This window comes from Burkholderia gladioli (assembly GCF_000959725.1).
In the GTDB taxonomy this organism is placed as follows: Bacteria; Pseudomonadota; Gammaproteobacteria; order Burkholderiales; family Burkholderiaceae; genus Burkholderia; species Burkholderia gladioli.
The window spans coordinates 3,455,583-3,470,362 of the sequence record NZ_CP009323.1 but is presented as its reverse complement, the minus strand read 5'-3'; the positions used below and the strand labels follow the sequence as shown (position 1 = coordinate 3,470,362).

Here is a 14,780-nt window from a genome sequence, read left to right as displayed (position 1 = left end):
GCGGCGACTTTGACGCGGGCGGCTCGCATAGCGCCCCGCCTTTTTACCATCGGATTCCATCATGAAAGAACTTGAACAGGCTGTGTCGACCGCTTTCTCGAACATCGTGGCTTCCGGTGTGATCGAAAGGGCTATCGAGGAAAAGCTCACCAAAACCATTACCTCGATCGTCGAGCACGAGTTGCAGGGATATTCCGAATTCGGCAAGCAGTTGTCCGAGCAGGTCAAGGTGGCCATGCAGGTCGATCTGACCAGGCTCGGGCTGCCGAGCTACAACGACTTCGTCTTGAAGGTTGTGCGAGCCAAGGTGTCCGCGCTCACCGAAAATGCCATCGCCCAGCAGGTCGAGGCGCAACTCACATCGCTCCTTGCGCCGGCGCCCGCCGAAATCAAGCTTTCCGATCTCGTTGCCCAGTTCATCAAAGGCAATGAAGACCGCTACGGCTGCTCGTGCGATGCACCGGATCGCATCACGTTGCACGTCGCGGGCACCGACTATGGTTCCCGCTGGATCAGCCTCGACAAAGACAGCCGCAAATCCCAATACGAATGCGAAATCCAATTCGCAGTGAGCGATCGCGATGGGCGTTTGTTCGGTCTACGCCTCGGCAAACGCAAGGCTGAAGAAACGTTGTTCCTCGACCCCCATGGCTTCGAGCGCTCCATCCTTCAGATGTTCCATGCGGGCACGAAGCTCGTCATCGATCGCGAAGCCGACGAGATCGATACCTACTACCCCGGCCGCGGCGACTGAGGCACGCCATGCCATGCACGCCCTTCCGCCTGCCTGGTGGCGGCTCCGGATTCATCTGCACCCGCGGGCGTGGCCGCACGCCCCGCTGCTCGGTACCAGACTGCTCCGCGCCCAGCGCTTTCCAGTGCGATTTCAACACGAGATCGGGAAAGACCTGCGACCGACACCTCTGCGCGGCCCACGCACACCAGGTCGGCCCGGACGTGCATTTCTGCCCCGCGCACCTGGCTACCACGAGCGGCCGGAAGCCTACGCAGGGCGAACTTTTCTGATTTTTACCGGCGCCCGGCGCGCCGATGCCATTCACGAACGCGGCGCACTGACCTACTGAGACTTGACCACCATGAAGAAAGTAATCCATCAAGAGGGTGCCCGGCCAATCAAGATATGGACCGACGAGGTCGAAGACTCGGCGCTTCAGCAACTCAAGAATCTGGCCCGCCTCCCTTTCATCTCAGGCAACGGCGTTGCCGCGATGCCGGACGTCCATGCAGGTATCGGCGCGACCGTCGGCAGCGTCATCGCAACAGACAAGGCGATCATCCCGGCGGCAGTCGGTGTCGACATCGGATGCGGCATGAACGCTGTGCGGCTGTCGCTGAAGGCGAGCGCGCTGCCCGACAGCCTGATAGCCATCCGCCGCCAGATCGAGCGCGACGTGCCGCTCGGTGCTGGCGGCGCACATGATTCGAGGCGCCTGCCTGCGTCGAACGCGGAGACGTGGCGCGGCCTGCAGGCCCTGATCGACAAGCATCCCGTGCTGGCGAAGAACCACGCCGAGCGTCAACTGGGCTCGCTGGGCAGCGGCAACCACTTCATCGAACTGTGCATCGACGAGGCGCAGGACGTATGGGTCATGCTGCATTCGGGCTCGCGCGGCATCGGCAACCTGATCGGCCGCTACTTCATCGAGAAGGCCAAGCGCCGGATGGAGCAGTATTTCATCAGCCTGCCCGACGGCGACCTGGCCTACTTCCCCGAGGACACCGACGACTTCAACGATTACGTCGAGGCGGTGCAGTGGGCGCAGGACTACGCGCTCGAAAACCGCCGCGTCATGATGGACGCGGTCATCGCTGCGCTGCGCCGGCATATGCCGATCGAATTCACGATCACGCAAGAAGCAATCAACTGCCACCACAACTACGTCGCGCGCGAGAGCCATTTCGGGAAGAACCTGTGGGTCACCCGCAAAGGGGCGATCCGCGCGCGGAAAGACGACCTGGGCATCATCCCCGGTTCGATGGGCCAGCGCAGCTACATCGTGCGCGGCAAGGGCAGCGCCGAGTCGTACTGTTCCTGCTCGCATGGTGCCGGCCGGCAGATGAGCCGCTCCGAGGCGCGCCGCCGCTTCCAACTTGCCGACCTGGTAGCACAAACCGAAGGCGTCGAGTGCCGCAAGGACGACGCAGTGCTCGACGAGATCCCGGGCGCGTACAAGGATATCGACACGGTGATGGATAACCAGCGTGACCTCGTTGAAGTCGTGCACGTGTTGAAGCAGGTCCTTTGTGTCAAGGGCGCATAACGCTGATCTGAGGACACCATGACGAACAACACCACCGCACCCGCGCTGACGGACGAGCAGATCGTCGAGATCTATGACGACTTCTACACTCAGGAGGACGAACGCGAGTCCAGTCACATTCTCCCGTTCGCCCGCGCCCTCGAACGCGCCCTTCTCACCTCCCCGCGAGCAGCAGTGCCCGCACCGGACGGGTGGAAGCTGGTGCCGATCGAGCGCTCCTACGACATGCGAGTCAAGGCGTTGCTCGCGTTCAATACAACCGAAAAGGAAACCAACGATCGCGACGACGCTCTCGATGCCGCCCATCGCGCCATGCTCGACGCCGCTCCCGCCGCCCCGGTCGCCGAAGCCGCTCCGATCCCGATGCTGCTGTTCTGCCCGCGGTGCGGTACGCAGCACATCGACGCCGAGGAATGGGCCGACGATCCGCACGATATCGAACAAGGGCGCATGCGCGTCTGGAGCAACCCGCCGCACCGTTCGCACCTCTGCCACGCATGCGGGATCGTATGGCGGCCGGCCGACGTTGCAACGGTTGGCGTCGAGGCGATCGAGACGAGCGGCAAGGCCGATACGTGGACCAAGGAAGCGCCCTGGATCGGTCATAACCAGCCGGCCGCTCAGGCTGTCGCCGCTGATGGGGAGCCCATGGACGATCTGCTGCAACTCGATGTGCTGCTCGCCAAGTTCCACGAAGCGATCTGGCGTGCGGGATGGCGCGCCGGAGCCGGAGACGATGACTTGATCGATTTCGACTTGGCAGGCAAGGACGAGGCCAAGGCAATTCAGCACCACGTCCGCGCCATGATCCCCGCGCGCGCAGCAGTATCCCCGGCCACGCCCGACGCTCAAGAGCACTACGACGAAATCAAAGCCACGCTGACCGGCGCGCATCGAATCATGGAGGGCCTGTCTGCAATCGAGCGGCGTGTCGGACCACTGGGCTCGCATGCACGAGGCTACACGCACAAGCTCACTGCCGCGCTGCGCCACCTCGACGCGCTCGTCGCCGCACCGGCCGAGGTGCGCGAGTCCTCCGTCGTAGCTTCGGGCCTCATCGGTCTGGCTCGACATGTTCGCGCGGTCCCGGCGTACTCGAAACTCGTCGGGGACATGGATATCGTGGATCAGGCCATTGCGATACTGAACGGCGCACCGGCCGAGGCGCGCGAGCGCTTCGATCATGAACTGATTCAGGCGTCGAACCGCGGCTACGCGGCCGGCGTGCGTGACGGAAAGGTGCTCGGCGCTCTCTCCTCTACTGATGCGCGCGAGCCGGTCGCTACCCTGCACGACGATGGTCACTACGTCTGGAATCCCAAGGTTTCCAAGCCGGAGGGATACGAGCGCGCTGGCTGGAAGATGGCTGTCTACGGCGTCCCTGCTGATGCGGGAGAGGCGGCTAGCATCGAGAATCCCCTGACGCCCTACGGGATGCTCGTGCGCGCGCTTCGGATCGTCGCCGGCACGACGCTGATGGACATGTCGACGGCTATGAATGTTTCGCCGGCCTTCCTGTCGTCATTGGAATTCGGCCGGCGTCCCGTCTCGTTTGATAACGCCACGCTCGCATCGCAATTTTTCTCCGAAAGAGGGATTGTCGATACGCAACCGGCGCTCGTGCGTGCGGCCAAAGAGTCTCAGGGCGCGCAGGGTGGGAAGGGAGGCGAAGCGTGAATCTCCGCATCCTCAAGAAGCTGTCGAAACAGGCTGCGCCGCTGCTTCCGCTGCTCGGCGATCGCCGTAAGCAATTTCCTGCCGAGAAGGGCGAGTGCTACACGTCGACGGGCGGCCATGACCTGAAGCACTGGGAACGCCATCGCGTGCGTTACCCATTCGAGCGCGACATCAAATACCGACCGGCCAGCGGCGAGTATTGGATCGTCATGCGGCCGCCGCGTCATCCCCTCAAGGGGACGGTAATGGTTGGCTCGATGGAGGGGTATTACGAGCGCGAATGGAGCGAAGAAACCGCGTGGGAATCGCTCTGCCGTCTTGTATGCGATCACTTCACGACATGGGGCGAGCATGGCGCGGTATGGGTCGGCCCGAATCTCGGAGACCCGTCGCGGATGCTGCGCGCTGCTCGCGCAATTGCGGGAGACACCCGATGAGCGACAAGCTGAGCGAACTGTACTTCGATCCCGCCTCGACATCGCCCCGCGTCGATGAACTGATTACGGGCGTCATGAAGCGATTCCCTGGCGTCAGTGCCTCGGCACAGGCTCGCTACTACGAAGAAGTGCATCAACACCTCGCACCTCTCGCGCGCGAGCTGGAGGCCGAGAACGCGCGACTGCGTGCCAACGCCGTCGCGATCTGGAACAATCGCGCCGCCTCGCCTGCGCCGGCTATCCCTGCCGTCGATGCGGTGGCAATTCGGGACGCTGCGCTGGAAGCTGCTGCGGCAGCCGTCGAGGATCATCAGCGCGCCGGCCGCGAGTGGGTCAACAGCAGCCTGTGGGGCTCGCTGTCGCGAGAGGCGGCCGCACGCATCCGCGCCCTCAAGGCTGCGCCGGCTATCTCGGAAAGCGAGGTTGCGATCGCGCGCTTCGATTCTCCGCTGACGCCGTTCGGATCGCTCGTGCGCTCGCTCCGAGTCGTGACCGGCACGCTTCTGGGTGACATGGCGCGCGCAATGGGCGTTTCGTCAGCCGAACTCTCGGCAATCGAATTCGGACGGCGACCGATCACTCCAGAGCAGGTCAAGGCCACCTCGGACTTCTTCGAAAGCCACGAGCTGCCGAGAACTGCGCCGTTGCTTCAACGGGCTATCGACGCCGCACGCAAGGGAGAGAAGTCATGACCGTCTACGTCGACGACATGTACCGCTACCAGGTCGGCCGATTCGGCAACATGAAGATGTCGCACCTGATCGCCGACACGACCGACGAGCTGCTCGCCATGGTCGACGAGATCGGCGTCAACCGTCGCTGGATCCAGCATCCGGGCACGCGCGACGAGCATTTCGATATCGCGCTCGTGAAGCGCGCGGCCGCCATCGCCGCCGGCGCCGTCGCGATCACCTACCAGGAATGCGGCGCGATGAACAAGCGGCGCCGGGTGACCGGGCAGCTCGGATCACCGGAGGACGCGGTTGAATGGATGCGCGCGTTCATCGAGCAGCGCGGCCAGGAGAAGCGTGCCCGCGCCGCTGCGGAGGCCTCCAAGTCATGAGCACCCGCACCATCATCGAGATCAACCACGACTACCTCCAGAGGCTGCTCGACGATCCCCTGCAATTGGCCGTCACGCTGCGTTCGGTCTGCTGCGACCACCAGGCCGAACTGAACGACGACAACGGCCGAGGCCGGCCGCTGAACCTCGGCGACGGAATCGTCATCGTCTACCGCCGCCACCACAGCGAGAACGTGCGCGTCACCACCCAATACGTGGATATCGAACTATGAGCGAGAACAGCAAAATCGAGTGGACGGACCACACATTTACGCCCTGGATGGGCTGCACGAAGATCTCGCCCGGCTGCGATAACTGCTACGCCGAGGCGATGATGGATACGCGTTTGCACAAGGTGCAGTGGGGCCCACGCGGGCAGCGCATCCGGACGTCGGCCGCAAACTGGCGCGAGCCGATCCGCTGGAACGCGAGGCACGAGGAGTTCTTCGCCGCGCACGGCCGGCGCCAGCGCGTTTTCTGCTCGTCGCTGGCCGACGTGTTCGACAACGCGGTGCCGGCGGCATGGCGCCGCGACCTGGCTGCGCTGATCGAGGCGACGCCGGCGCTCGACTGGCTGCTGCTGACGAAGCGCATCGGCAACGCCGCTGCGATGCTGGTCGACATGTTCCCGGCCGGCACGCCGGACCACGTCTGGCTCGGCGCCACGGTCGTCAACCAGGCCGAGGCCGATCGCGACGTCCCGAAGCTGCTGGCCACGCGGGCGCACGTGCGCTTCCTGTCGATCGAGCCGATGCTGGGGCCGGTGGACCTGGGCCGCGCGTGGCATGGGGAGGCAGCGGTGGGTGGCCGCTGCCCTGGGCGCTATTTGCCGGCACTTCGCGAGGTCCCGCGCCCCTCCATCTCGTGGGTCATCGCCGGCGGCGAAAGCGGCCCGGGCGCGCGGCCCGCGCATCCGGACTGGCCTCGAGCGCTTCGTGACCAGTGCGCCAAAGCGGGCGTGCCGTTCCTGTTCAAGCAGCACGGCGAGTGGGCGCCTGGCTCGGGCGACTTCGGCGCAGGCCGATTTGCGACCGCAGCCGTCGCGTTCGACGGCCGCATCGTGCCTGGTGGCTACCATGCGCAGGGCTACCCCGCCGGCGCATCCAGCGCTGACGGCTGGGCGCTCGTCCACCGCATCGGCAAGCGCGCCGCCGGCCGGCTGCTCGACGGCGTCGAGCACAATGGCTTCCCTCCTTCAGGCGTCCCCAATCTTGGAAGCGAATCATGAAAGAGCGCCCGATTCTTTTCAGCGCGCCGATGGTGCGCGCGATCCTCGACGGACGGAAGACGCAGACGCGGAGCATCGTGAAGTCATCGCGCGCGTGGCCGATTGAGTTCGTCGGCGGTTCCGGAGACCGCGGCGATCCGAGCTGCTATGGATTCGAAGACCCGAACACGGCCCAATGGTGGACGCTCGCGCCCAGTTGCGCCGTTGACAGCAATCAGATCCCGTGTCCGCACGGCCAGCCCGGCGACCGACTGTGGGTGCGCGAGACATGGGCGGCATTTGACGCGGACGGCATGCACCCCGGCAAACCGCACGACCTTCGCGATGGCCCATGGCCAATCATCGCATACGGGGTTGCCAAAGATTTCCCGAAGGGAACCGCTCGCCCTGCGATTCACATGCCGCGCTGGGCCTCGCGCATCACGCTCGAAATCACCAGCGTGCGCGTCGAGCGGTTACAGGACATCAGCGAAGCTGACGCGATCGCTGAAGGCATCGAGCATACATCCGACGGATTCAGCGTCGACGAAGGCCGTCACTTTCACGCGGCGCGTGCGCGCGACTCGTTCGCGTCGCTTTGGGACGGCCTTAACGAAGCGCGCGGCCACGGGTGGGAAGCGAACCCCTGGGTCTGGGTCATCGAGTTTCGGCGCATCACCACGGAGGACGGCAAGTGAGCACCGGCCTATACCTCACGCGCGACGAGCTCGCCGAGCTGGTCGACTGCTCGCCCCGCAGCATCTCGTGCATGTGCCGGTGGCTCGAGCGCAACCACTGGCCATACTCGACGACACGCGCCGGCGTGCCGCGCGTCGCGCGCCAGTATTTCGTCGACCGGATGACCGGCCGTCTGCCGCCGGCGGCTGAATCCAACACGTCGCCCGAACCTGACTTCGCTGCCCTCGACAGATGATCGGAAGAAGAAAAACGCCGGACGGCCTTCCGTTCCGACTCTACGCGCGCCATGGCAAGCACAAGGTCAGCTTCGGATACAAGCTACCTGACGGGACCTGGGCGTTCCGCCTATCGGCGCCGGCCGGCAACAGGGAAGCGATCGCAGCAATCCGGAAGGAAGCGATCGAGCGTGCCGAGATCCTCAACGGCGATGCCGTCGAGCCCGGAACCTGCGAGGCCCTGATCGCCCGCTACTTCAAGTGGCAGGAGAGCATGCCCAAGGGCAGCGAGATGCGAAAAGCGCAGATCACGCTGGACGAGAACCGGCGCGAATCGCTGTCGCTGATCAAGGTGTTCGGGAAACTCGCGCCGGCGGACATCAAGCCCAAGCACGTGTACGGATACCTCGACAAGCGCGCCGAGAAAGGAGCGCCGGCGAAGGCCAATAAGGAAATCGCGCTTTTGTCGGCGGTCCTCGAATACGGGCGCCGGCGCGGCGAGCTCGAAACTAACCCGTGCCGCGGGATCAAGTACAACCCGACGAAGCCCCGGCAGAAGGTCGTGCGGCTGGCCGACCTGGAATTCGCGCTCGAGGTCGCGCGCTCGCGCCCGGCATCCGACAAGAACGCCGACGCCTCGGCCTACGTCACGCAGGCGCTTTGCGCGATGGCGGCCTACTTGACCGTCAGCCGGCCGACGGAGATGCGAGAGTTGCGGCGCCAGGCCGTCGGTGAGCACGGCATCACCGTGCCGATCGGGAAGCGCAAGCGCGGCCAGATGGCGCGCGAGAAGCTGGTGGAGTATTCGCCCGAGCTGCGCGCCGTGATCACCGAGGCGCTCAGCCTGCAACGCCTAGCCAGCCTGTATGTTTTTGGCAACACATCCGGGCAGCCCTATACCCGGAGCGGCTGGACCACGAACTGGAATCGGCTGATGACCTACTGCGAGGCCGAGGCGAAGAAGCGAGAAATCGCGTTCGAGCGGTTCACGCTGGCCGACATGCGGCCCACCGCAACGACGGATCGGATGGATGAGGGGGACGACCGGATCGTGGACGCAACCGGCCACGCCGACGACCGGATGGTGCGGCAGGTGTATGACCGGCGCCGGCAGCGCAAGGTGCGCGCGACCCGATAAAAATGTTGGAAGATGCGAAAAGTGCGCTATACTGCGCGCGCTTCGCAGATGTCTCGATATTCCAAGGTTTCAGCCTAAGCCTTTGATTATTATAAGTTCTTGGCTAGGATTGTGATTCCTGTCGTCGTGGGTTCGAGTCCCATCAGCCACCCCAAAGAATTCAGAAGTGGGTCTAGTTGAAGGCGGCGCCAATCGAAAGATTGGCGCCGTTTTTGTTTTCAGATCACACCGGGCTGGTTCAGGCCGCCTGCGCCCCGCCCGACAACTCCCGATCCACCGCCCCGCGCGCCAGCGCCAGCACCTGGTCGACCACGCTGCGCTCGCTGAGCCACACGCCGTCGACATGCACCAGCCGCCAGCCGATCACCTCGGCCTCGCCGAGCAGCACGCGGTAATGGGCCTTCTCGCCGACCCAGACCTGCTCGGTCTTCACCTCCAGCCGGTAGCCCTTGTACGCCTCGACATAGCCGCCGAGGTCTCGCCCTGTGATATCCATCTTCATTCTCCCGAGCCTCCTCGATCGAAAACCGGTCATTCCGATGATTCCGACAGCACGGCCAGGCCGTCGTCGGTCAGTTCGGCATGCCCATGACGGCCCTGGTACACATAGCCGTCGTTGAGCAGCGCATCGATCACGGGGACATATTCGATCGGCACGGGCCGCGCGGCGCCGAACCGGTCGATCCATTTCAACGCGTCGATCGCGTCAGGACTGAGTGAGGGCAGCATCGAAATCTCCGCCGTGAAGGAGATTTCATCCTAGCACCTCAATATGAAGCACCGCGACTGATAAAACGAAAAACGGGGCCGCAAAGCGCGTGCCCCGTCCCTTCTTCGCATGACAGCCCCTCGCCGGCAGCGGACTAGCCGCCCGCGCACGGCCTCAGAGACGCGCGATCGACACCTCGGTCGACTTCACCAGCGCGACCACTTCGGCGCCGACCTTCAGTTCGAGCTCGTCCACCGAGCGCGTGGTGATCACCGAGGTGACGATGCCGAAGGGCGTGTCGACGTCGACCTCGGATACCACCGGCCCACGGATGATTTCCTTGACCTTGCCCTTGAACTGGTTGCGTACGTTGATGGCGATGATGCTCATTGATTGGCTCCGATAGGTTCGGTGAAACGGGGCCGGGCGGCGTCAGACAGCCCAGCGGATACGGGTTGCGGGGGCCGGCGCCTCGAAGGCGTCGGGCGCGTCGACCACGGGGCCGCCCTCGAGCACGCGTCGCAGCACGCGATCCTCGAGCGCGGCGAAGGCCGCCGAGGCCCGCGCGCGCGGTCGTTCGAGCGGCACCGGCTGGTCGAGCGCGATCTTTCCCGACTCGATCAGCAGGATCCGGTCGCCGAGCGCGACAGCTTCCTGCACGTCATGCGTGACCAGCAGCGCGGTGAAGCGATGCTCGCGCCAGAGACGCTCGATCAGCGCATGCATCTCGATGCGGGTGAGCGCGTCGAGCGCGCCGAGCGGCTCGTCGAGCAGCAGCAGCTGCGGACGATGCACCAGCGCGCGCGCCAGGGCCACGCGCTGGCGCTGGCCGCCCGACAATTGCGCCGGCCAGTCGTTGGCGCGTTCGAGCAGGCCCACCTCGTCGAGCACGGCGCGCGCGTCCTCACGCGAACGGCGGCCGAGGCCGAGCATCACGTTCTGCAGCACGGTCTTCCAGGGCAGCAGGCGCGCGTCCTGGAACATGATCCGCGTGTCGAGCGCCTCGCCGGTCTCGCTGCGCTTCACCAGCGCCCCGTCGCTCGGCTTCTCGAGTTCGGCGATCAGGCGCAACAGCGTGGACTTGCCGCAACCGCTGCGCCCGACGATGGCGACGAAGCTGCCGCGCTCGATCGACAGGTTGAAGTCGCTCAATACCGCACGCTCGCCATAGCGCTTGCCGACCTGGCGCAGCTCGATCGAATGGTCGGCGCTACGTGCGCTCGCGCCCGCCACCGCCGCCTCGCGGCGCCGCGCGAGCGGCACCACGTGCGCGCCGGCATCGTGTTCGAGCACGGCCGCCGCCTGGCGGTCGCCGTCGCTAATGCGCGCCTGGGCGAGTTCGGTATCGAGATCGGCGCCGGCGATCGGGCCGTGGCCGGGGTTCAGGGTGCTCGCATTCATGACTTGGCTCCCGGTTGATACGCGGGGTGCCAGCGCAGCGTCGCGCGTTCGAGCCACTTGGCGAGCACGTCGGCGAGCTTGCCGAGGATCGCGTACAGCAGGATGCCGACCACCACCACATCGGTTTGCAGGAATTCGCGCGCGTTCATCGTCATGTAGCCGATGCCCGATTGCGCCGAGATCGTCTCGGCCACGATCAGCATCACCCACATCAGGCCGAGCGCGAAACGCACGCCGACCAGGATCGACGGCAGCGCGCCGGGCAGGATCACGTCGCGATAGAGCGCGAAACCCTTCACGCCATAGCTCTTGGCCATCTCGATCAGGTTCGCGTCGACCGAGCGGATCCCGTGGTAGGTGTTGATGTAGATCGGGAAGAACACGCCGAGCGAGACCAGGAACAGCTTGGCCTTCTCGTCGATGCCGAACCACAGGATCACCAGTGGGATCATCGCCAGCGCGGGAATGTTGCGGATCATCTGGATGGTCGAATCGAGCGCGACCTCGGCGGCCTTCGACAGCCCGGTGGCGAGGCCGAGCACGAGGCCCACGCCGCCGCCGATCGCGAAGCCGACCAGCGCGCGCCAGGTGCTGACCTTGACGTTGGCCCACATGTCGCCCGATTCGATCAGCGACCAGGCCGCGCGCACCACCGCGAGCGGTTCGGGCAGCACGCGGGTGGACAGCGCGCCGGTACGCGCGGCCAGTTCCCAGGCCACGATCAGGCCGATCGGTACCAGCCAGGGGGCGATCGCGCGCCAGCCGCGTCGTGCCACGCCGCGGCCGATCGAGCGGGACCGGGCCTGAGTCTGCAGTGCAGGAGTTGCCATGCGCGCCTCCCTCAGCTCTGGCTCGCCTTGGGCGCGTAATGATTGCCGACCACCTCGCCGAACGGCCCCGACAACGGCCCGCTGCGGCGCGTGGCGCTCTCGCCCTTGATCAGCGGGAACACCAGCTCGGCAAAACGATAAGACTCCTCGAGATGCGGGTAGCCCGACAGGATGAAAGTCTCGATGCCGAGCGCCTGGTACTCGCGCATGCGCTCGGCCACCTGCTCGGCGCTGCCGACCAGGGCCGTGCCGGCGCCGCCGCGCACCAGACCGACGCCGGCCCACAGGTTCGGATAGACCTCCAGGTCCTGGCGCGAACCGCGCTTGCCGCCGTGCAGCGCGGCCATCCGGCGCTGCCCTTCCGAGTCCATCTTCGCGAAGGCCTGTTGGGCCCGCGCGATGGTGGCGTCGTCGAGGCGGCTGATCAGCTTGTCGGCATCGGCCCAGGCCTCTTCCTCGGTCTCGCGCACGATCACGTGCAGGCGAATCCCGAACTTGATCTTGCGGCCGCGCGCCTCGGCACGCGCCCGAATGTCGGCGATCTTCTTCGCCACCGCCTCGGGCGGCTCGCCCCAGGTCAGGTAGGTATCGATATGGTCGGCCGCGATCTGGTGCGCCGCCGGCGAGGAACCGCCGAACCACAGCGGCGGATGCGGGTCCTGGACCGGCGGATAGAGCAGCTTGCCGCCCTTCGACTGCAGGTGCTTGCCGTCGAAATCGACCGTGCCGTCCTGGTGCGATTTCGCCAGCAGCTCGCGCCAGATATGCAGGAATTCGTCGGTGATCTGATAGCGCGTATCGTGGTCGACGAACACGCCGTCGCCCTCGAGCTCGGCGGTGTCGCCGCCGGTCACCACGTTGATCAGCAGGCGCCCTTCCGAGAGCCGGTCGAAGGTCGAGGCCATGCGCGCCGACAGCCCCGGCGAGGACAGCCCGGGCCGCACCGCGACCAGGAACTTCAGGCGCTTGGTGGCCGGGATCAGGCTCGAGGCGACCACCCACGCGTCCTCGCAGGAACGGCCGGTCGGCAGCAGCACGCCTTCGTAGCCGAGCGTGTCGGCCGCCACGGCGACCTGCCTGAAGTAATCGTAATCGGCCGCGCGCGCGCCTTCGGAGGTACCGAGGTAGCGGCTGTCGCCGTGCGTCGGAATAAACCAGAACACATTCATCTGCTGCTCCTGCCTGACTGTTCTTGCAAAAATTCGGGCAAAGCGAGGCCCTCGGCGCCAATTGGGCACCGAACAGGATCGTCTGCCGGGAATGGGTCTCGCCGGATCGAAACCGGATCGAAGCGCGCGGCGGCCGAGCTCGCCGTGCACGGGAAGACGGGCTTTACCGTCTCTGGGAAATCAGTCTAGGGAGGGGGGCATCGTTTAGGAACGATTTTTTTGAGCTTAGGTTTTCCGCTTTCGTGATTTGCGCGCTGCTGCAGCGAATATCGCGGCGCGTGGACGGTCGGACCCCGACTCACCCCTCTATAATGGCGAACCCGAATCCGACCAACCCGCGCACCCGGCCCGGCGCCGTTCGCGCCCAAGCTCGCTCCGATGCAGAAAGTCATCCTGCCGTTCCTGTCCGGCTTCCTCGCCGCCCTGTTCTTCCGCGAAGCGACGCTCGCCCTGCTGCACGCGGCCGGGCTGATCGACACGGCCGGCTTCTCGGTCGAGCCGTTCCTGCCGTTCGGCATGCCGGAGTTCATCGTCAACGCGCTGATCAGCGCGTGCTGGGCGATCCTGATGGCCTGGCTGCTGCGCGTCGCGCCCGAGCGGCGCGCGCCGTGGATCCAGGCGCTGGTGTTCGGCGGCATCGTGCCGACCGCGGCGCGCGTGTTCGCGATCGATCCGCTGCGCGGCATCTGGCCGGCCGGCAACATGCTCTCGCCGCTGGCGGTGGGCTTCGCGGCCAATGCGATCTGGGGCTGGGGAGCGCTGGTGTTCATGCGCGCCTTCATGTCGGACGACGATTACGAGGACTGAGCGGCACGCCGCTCGCTCGCCCCCGGGCGCGGCACGCAGGATGATCATGCCGGCCGCGCCGCCCTGCTCTCTCCTGCACCGTTATCTTCTCTCTCCTGGCCACACGGCTCGATCACGCAGCGGATGCGTATCGACGGACCAGGAACTCCAAAAGCTCCCGATCAGTGCGCCTGCATCTTCGAGAACAGGTTCAGCACCACCACGCCGGCGATGATCAACGCGAGGCCGATCACGGCCGGCAGGTCGGGCACCTGACGATACAGCACGATCGCCACCAGCGTGATCAGCACGATGCCGGCGCCGGACCAGATCGCGTAGACGATGCCGACCGGCATGCTCTTGAGCGTGAGCGACAGCCCATAGAACGCGACGCCGTAACCGGCGATCACGATCACGGTCGGCAGCAGGCGGGTGAACCCTTCGGAAGCGCGCAAGGCGGAGGTGCCGATCACCTCGGCGACGATCGCGATGGCGAGCCAGGCATAGGCGGGCAGCTTCATGATCGATTACTCCCCGGCCAGCGCGAGCGCGGCATAGTCATGGCCGAGCTCGGCGCACAAGGCCTCGACCACCAACTCGTGATCGGCGCGCTGCGGCAGCCCCGAGACGGTGATCGTGCCGATCACGCCGGCGCCCGCCACCGTCAGCGGAAACGCGCCGCCATGCGAGGCGTATTCGGTATCGGGCAGGCCGTGCTTCTCGGCCAGCGTGGTGCCGGCCTGCTTCATGCGCAGGCCGATCGCGTAGGAACTGCGCCGGAAGTGCGCGACCGTGTTGCGCTTGCGCGCGACCCAGGCGACGTTGTCGGGCGTGGCGCCCTCGAGCGCCGCGAAGAATAGCGGCAAGCCGAAGCCGGCGATCTCGATGGCCACAGCGTGGCCGCGCGCCACTGCCATCTCGCGCAGGCGCGGGCCGTGTCGAATCGGGGAAAGACCAGGGTGTGTTCCTGAACCAGGATCGATTGCAGATCGTGTGCGAAGTCCATAAGCAGGCGTCGAGATGGGCAGGCATCGTGAGCTGCGCGCATCGGCGCACGCTGCCCCGCCACGTGATGGGAAGGATCGGAAACCTCCGGGAGATTCTAGCCCAGCGTCCCTCGCCAACGGCGAGATGACGGGGACAGATAAAACGCTTGCACGATCTTCG

At 65.7% G+C, this 14,780-nt stretch carries 19 protein-coding genes and 1 pseudogene; 12 read left to right on the top strand and 8 right to left on the bottom strand.

What is annotated here, in order from left to right; genetic code table 11:
• Positions 1 to 61: 61 nt before the first annotated feature.
• The 11 genes from BM43_RS32475 (at position 62) to BM43_RS32420 (ending at position 8,718) form a co-directional block, all read left to right on the top strand.
• Positions 62 to 754 (top strand): hypothetical protein, encoded by a 693-nt coding sequence (locus tag BM43_RS32475; RefSeq protein ID WP_042283602.1) that lies wholly within the window; start codon positions 62 to 64, stop codon positions 752 to 754.
• A gap of 343 nt (positions 755 to 1,097) precedes the next feature.
• The gene (locus tag BM43_RS32465) at positions 1,098 to 2,282 is read left to right on the top strand and encodes an RtcB family protein (RefSeq protein ID WP_042283607.1); all 1,185 of its coding nucleotides are present in this window, start codon (positions 1,098 to 1,100) and stop codon (positions 2,280 to 2,282) included.
• Between the two features lie 18 nt (positions 2,283 to 2,300).
• Positions 2,301 to 3,959 (top strand): helix-turn-helix domain-containing protein, encoded by a 1,659-nt coding sequence (locus BM43_RS37710; protein ID WP_052409076.1) that lies wholly within the window; start codon positions 2,301 to 2,303, stop codon positions 3,957 to 3,959.
• Positions 3,956 to 4,396 carry a hypothetical protein gene (locus tag BM43_RS32455; RefSeq protein ID WP_042283610.1) on the top strand — a complete coding sequence of 147 codons (441 nt, stop codon included), beginning with the start codon at positions 3,956 to 3,958 and terminating at the stop codon, positions 4,394 to 4,396. Before BM43_RS37710 ends, BM43_RS32455 begins: the two co-directional genes overlap by 4 nt.
• Positions 4,393 to 5,088, top strand: coding sequence for a helix-turn-helix domain-containing protein (locus BM43_RS37705; protein WP_052409077.1), 696 nt, complete (start codon positions 4,393 to 4,395; stop codon positions 5,086 to 5,088). The genes BM43_RS32455 and BM43_RS37705 overlap by 4 nt, the downstream gene beginning before the upstream one ends.
• Positions 5,085 to 5,459: a DUF4031 domain-containing protein gene (locus tag BM43_RS32445; RefSeq protein ID WP_042283614.1), complete on the top strand. Its 375-nt coding sequence runs from the start codon at positions 5,085 to 5,087 to the stop codon at positions 5,457 to 5,459. Before BM43_RS37705 ends, BM43_RS32445 begins: the two co-directional genes overlap by 4 nt.
• Positions 5,456 to 5,692 carry a hypothetical protein gene (locus BM43_RS32440; RefSeq protein WP_042283616.1) on the top strand — a complete coding sequence of 79 codons (237 nt, stop codon included), beginning with the start codon at positions 5,456 to 5,458 and terminating at the stop codon, positions 5,690 to 5,692. The genes BM43_RS32445 and BM43_RS32440 overlap by 4 nt, the downstream gene beginning before the upstream one ends.
• A complete protein-coding gene (locus BM43_RS32435; RefSeq protein WP_042283618.1) occupies positions 5,689 to 6,687 on the top strand; it encodes a phage Gp37/Gp68 family protein in 999 nt (332 codons plus the stop codon). The genes BM43_RS32440 and BM43_RS32435 overlap by 4 nt, the downstream gene beginning before the upstream one ends.
• Positions 6,684 to 7,364 (top strand): ASCH domain-containing protein, encoded by a 681-nt coding sequence (locus BM43_RS32430; protein WP_042283620.1) that lies wholly within the window; start codon positions 6,684 to 6,686, stop codon positions 7,362 to 7,364. The genes BM43_RS32435 and BM43_RS32430 overlap by 4 nt, the downstream gene beginning before the upstream one ends.
• Positions 7,361 to 7,600 carry a DUF4224 domain-containing protein gene (locus BM43_RS32425; protein WP_042283623.1) on the top strand — a complete coding sequence of 80 codons (240 nt, stop codon included), beginning with the start codon at positions 7,361 to 7,363 and terminating at the stop codon, positions 7,598 to 7,600. The genes BM43_RS32430 and BM43_RS32425 overlap by 4 nt, the downstream gene beginning before the upstream one ends.
• A complete protein-coding gene (locus tag BM43_RS32420) occupies positions 7,597 to 8,718 on the top strand; it encodes a tyrosine-type recombinase/integrase (protein ID WP_042283625.1) in 1,122 nt (373 codons plus the stop codon). Before BM43_RS32425 ends, BM43_RS32420 begins: the two co-directional genes overlap by 4 nt.
• A gap of 238 nt (positions 8,719 to 8,956) precedes the next feature.
• On the opposite strand, the gene BM43_RS32415 is transcribed toward BM43_RS32420, so the two are convergent.
• The 6 genes from BM43_RS32415 to ssuD form a co-directional block, all read right to left on the bottom strand.
• On the bottom strand, positions 8,957 to 9,214 hold the full coding sequence (locus BM43_RS32415) for a hypothetical protein (protein WP_013697843.1): 258 nt from the start codon (positions 9,212 to 9,214) through the stop codon (positions 8,957 to 8,959).
• Positions 9,215 to 9,249: 35 nt separating this feature from the next.
• Positions 9,250 to 9,447: a hypothetical protein gene (locus tag BM43_RS32410; RefSeq protein WP_013697842.1), complete on the bottom strand. Its 198-nt coding sequence runs from the start codon at positions 9,445 to 9,447 to the stop codon at positions 9,250 to 9,252.
• A 154-nt stretch (positions 9,448 to 9,601) separates the two neighbouring features.
• A complete protein-coding gene (locus BM43_RS32405) occupies positions 9,602 to 9,817 on the bottom strand; it encodes a TOBE domain-containing protein (protein ID WP_013697841.1) in 216 nt (71 codons plus the stop codon).
• 42 nt (positions 9,818 to 9,859) lie between these two features.
• Positions 9,860 to 10,828 (bottom strand): ATP-binding cassette domain-containing protein, encoded by a 969-nt coding sequence (locus BM43_RS32400; protein WP_045577496.1) that lies wholly within the window; start codon positions 10,826 to 10,828, stop codon positions 9,860 to 9,862.
• Complete coding sequence (gene ssuC / locus BM43_RS32395) at positions 10,825 to 11,658, bottom strand: aliphatic sulfonate ABC transporter permease SsuC (protein WP_025101273.1); 834 nt, start codon at positions 11,656 to 11,658, stop codon at positions 10,825 to 10,827. The genes BM43_RS32400 and ssuC overlap by 4 nt, the downstream gene beginning before the upstream one ends.
• Positions 11,659 to 11,669: 11 nt before the next feature.
• Positions 11,670 to 12,827: an FMNH2-dependent alkanesulfonate monooxygenase gene (gene ssuD / locus BM43_RS32390; RefSeq protein WP_036051718.1), complete on the bottom strand. Its 1,158-nt coding sequence runs from the start codon at positions 12,825 to 12,827 to the stop codon at positions 11,670 to 11,672.
• A 378-nt stretch (positions 12,828 to 13,205) separates the two neighbouring features.
• Between ssuD and BM43_RS32385 the strand changes: the two genes are divergently transcribed.
• Complete coding sequence (locus BM43_RS32385) at positions 13,206 to 13,634, top strand: hypothetical protein (protein ID WP_036041198.1); 429 nt, start codon at positions 13,206 to 13,208, stop codon at positions 13,632 to 13,634.
• Positions 13,635 to 13,795: 161 nt separating this feature from the next.
• Here the strand turns inward: BM43_RS32385 and BM43_RS32380 are convergent, their stop codons facing one another.
• Both BM43_RS32380 and BM43_RS32375 read right to left on the bottom strand, forming a co-directional pair.
• The gene (locus tag BM43_RS32380) at positions 13,796 to 14,134 is read right to left on the bottom strand and encodes a DMT family transporter (RefSeq protein ID WP_013697836.1); all 339 of its coding nucleotides are present in this window, start codon (positions 14,132 to 14,134) and stop codon (positions 13,796 to 13,798) included.
• 6 nt (positions 14,135 to 14,140) lie between these two features.
• Positions 14,141 to 14,619 (bottom strand): annotated as a pseudogene (locus tag BM43_RS32375) (heme-degrading domain-containing protein).
• Positions 14,620 to 14,780: the final 161 nt, after the last annotated feature.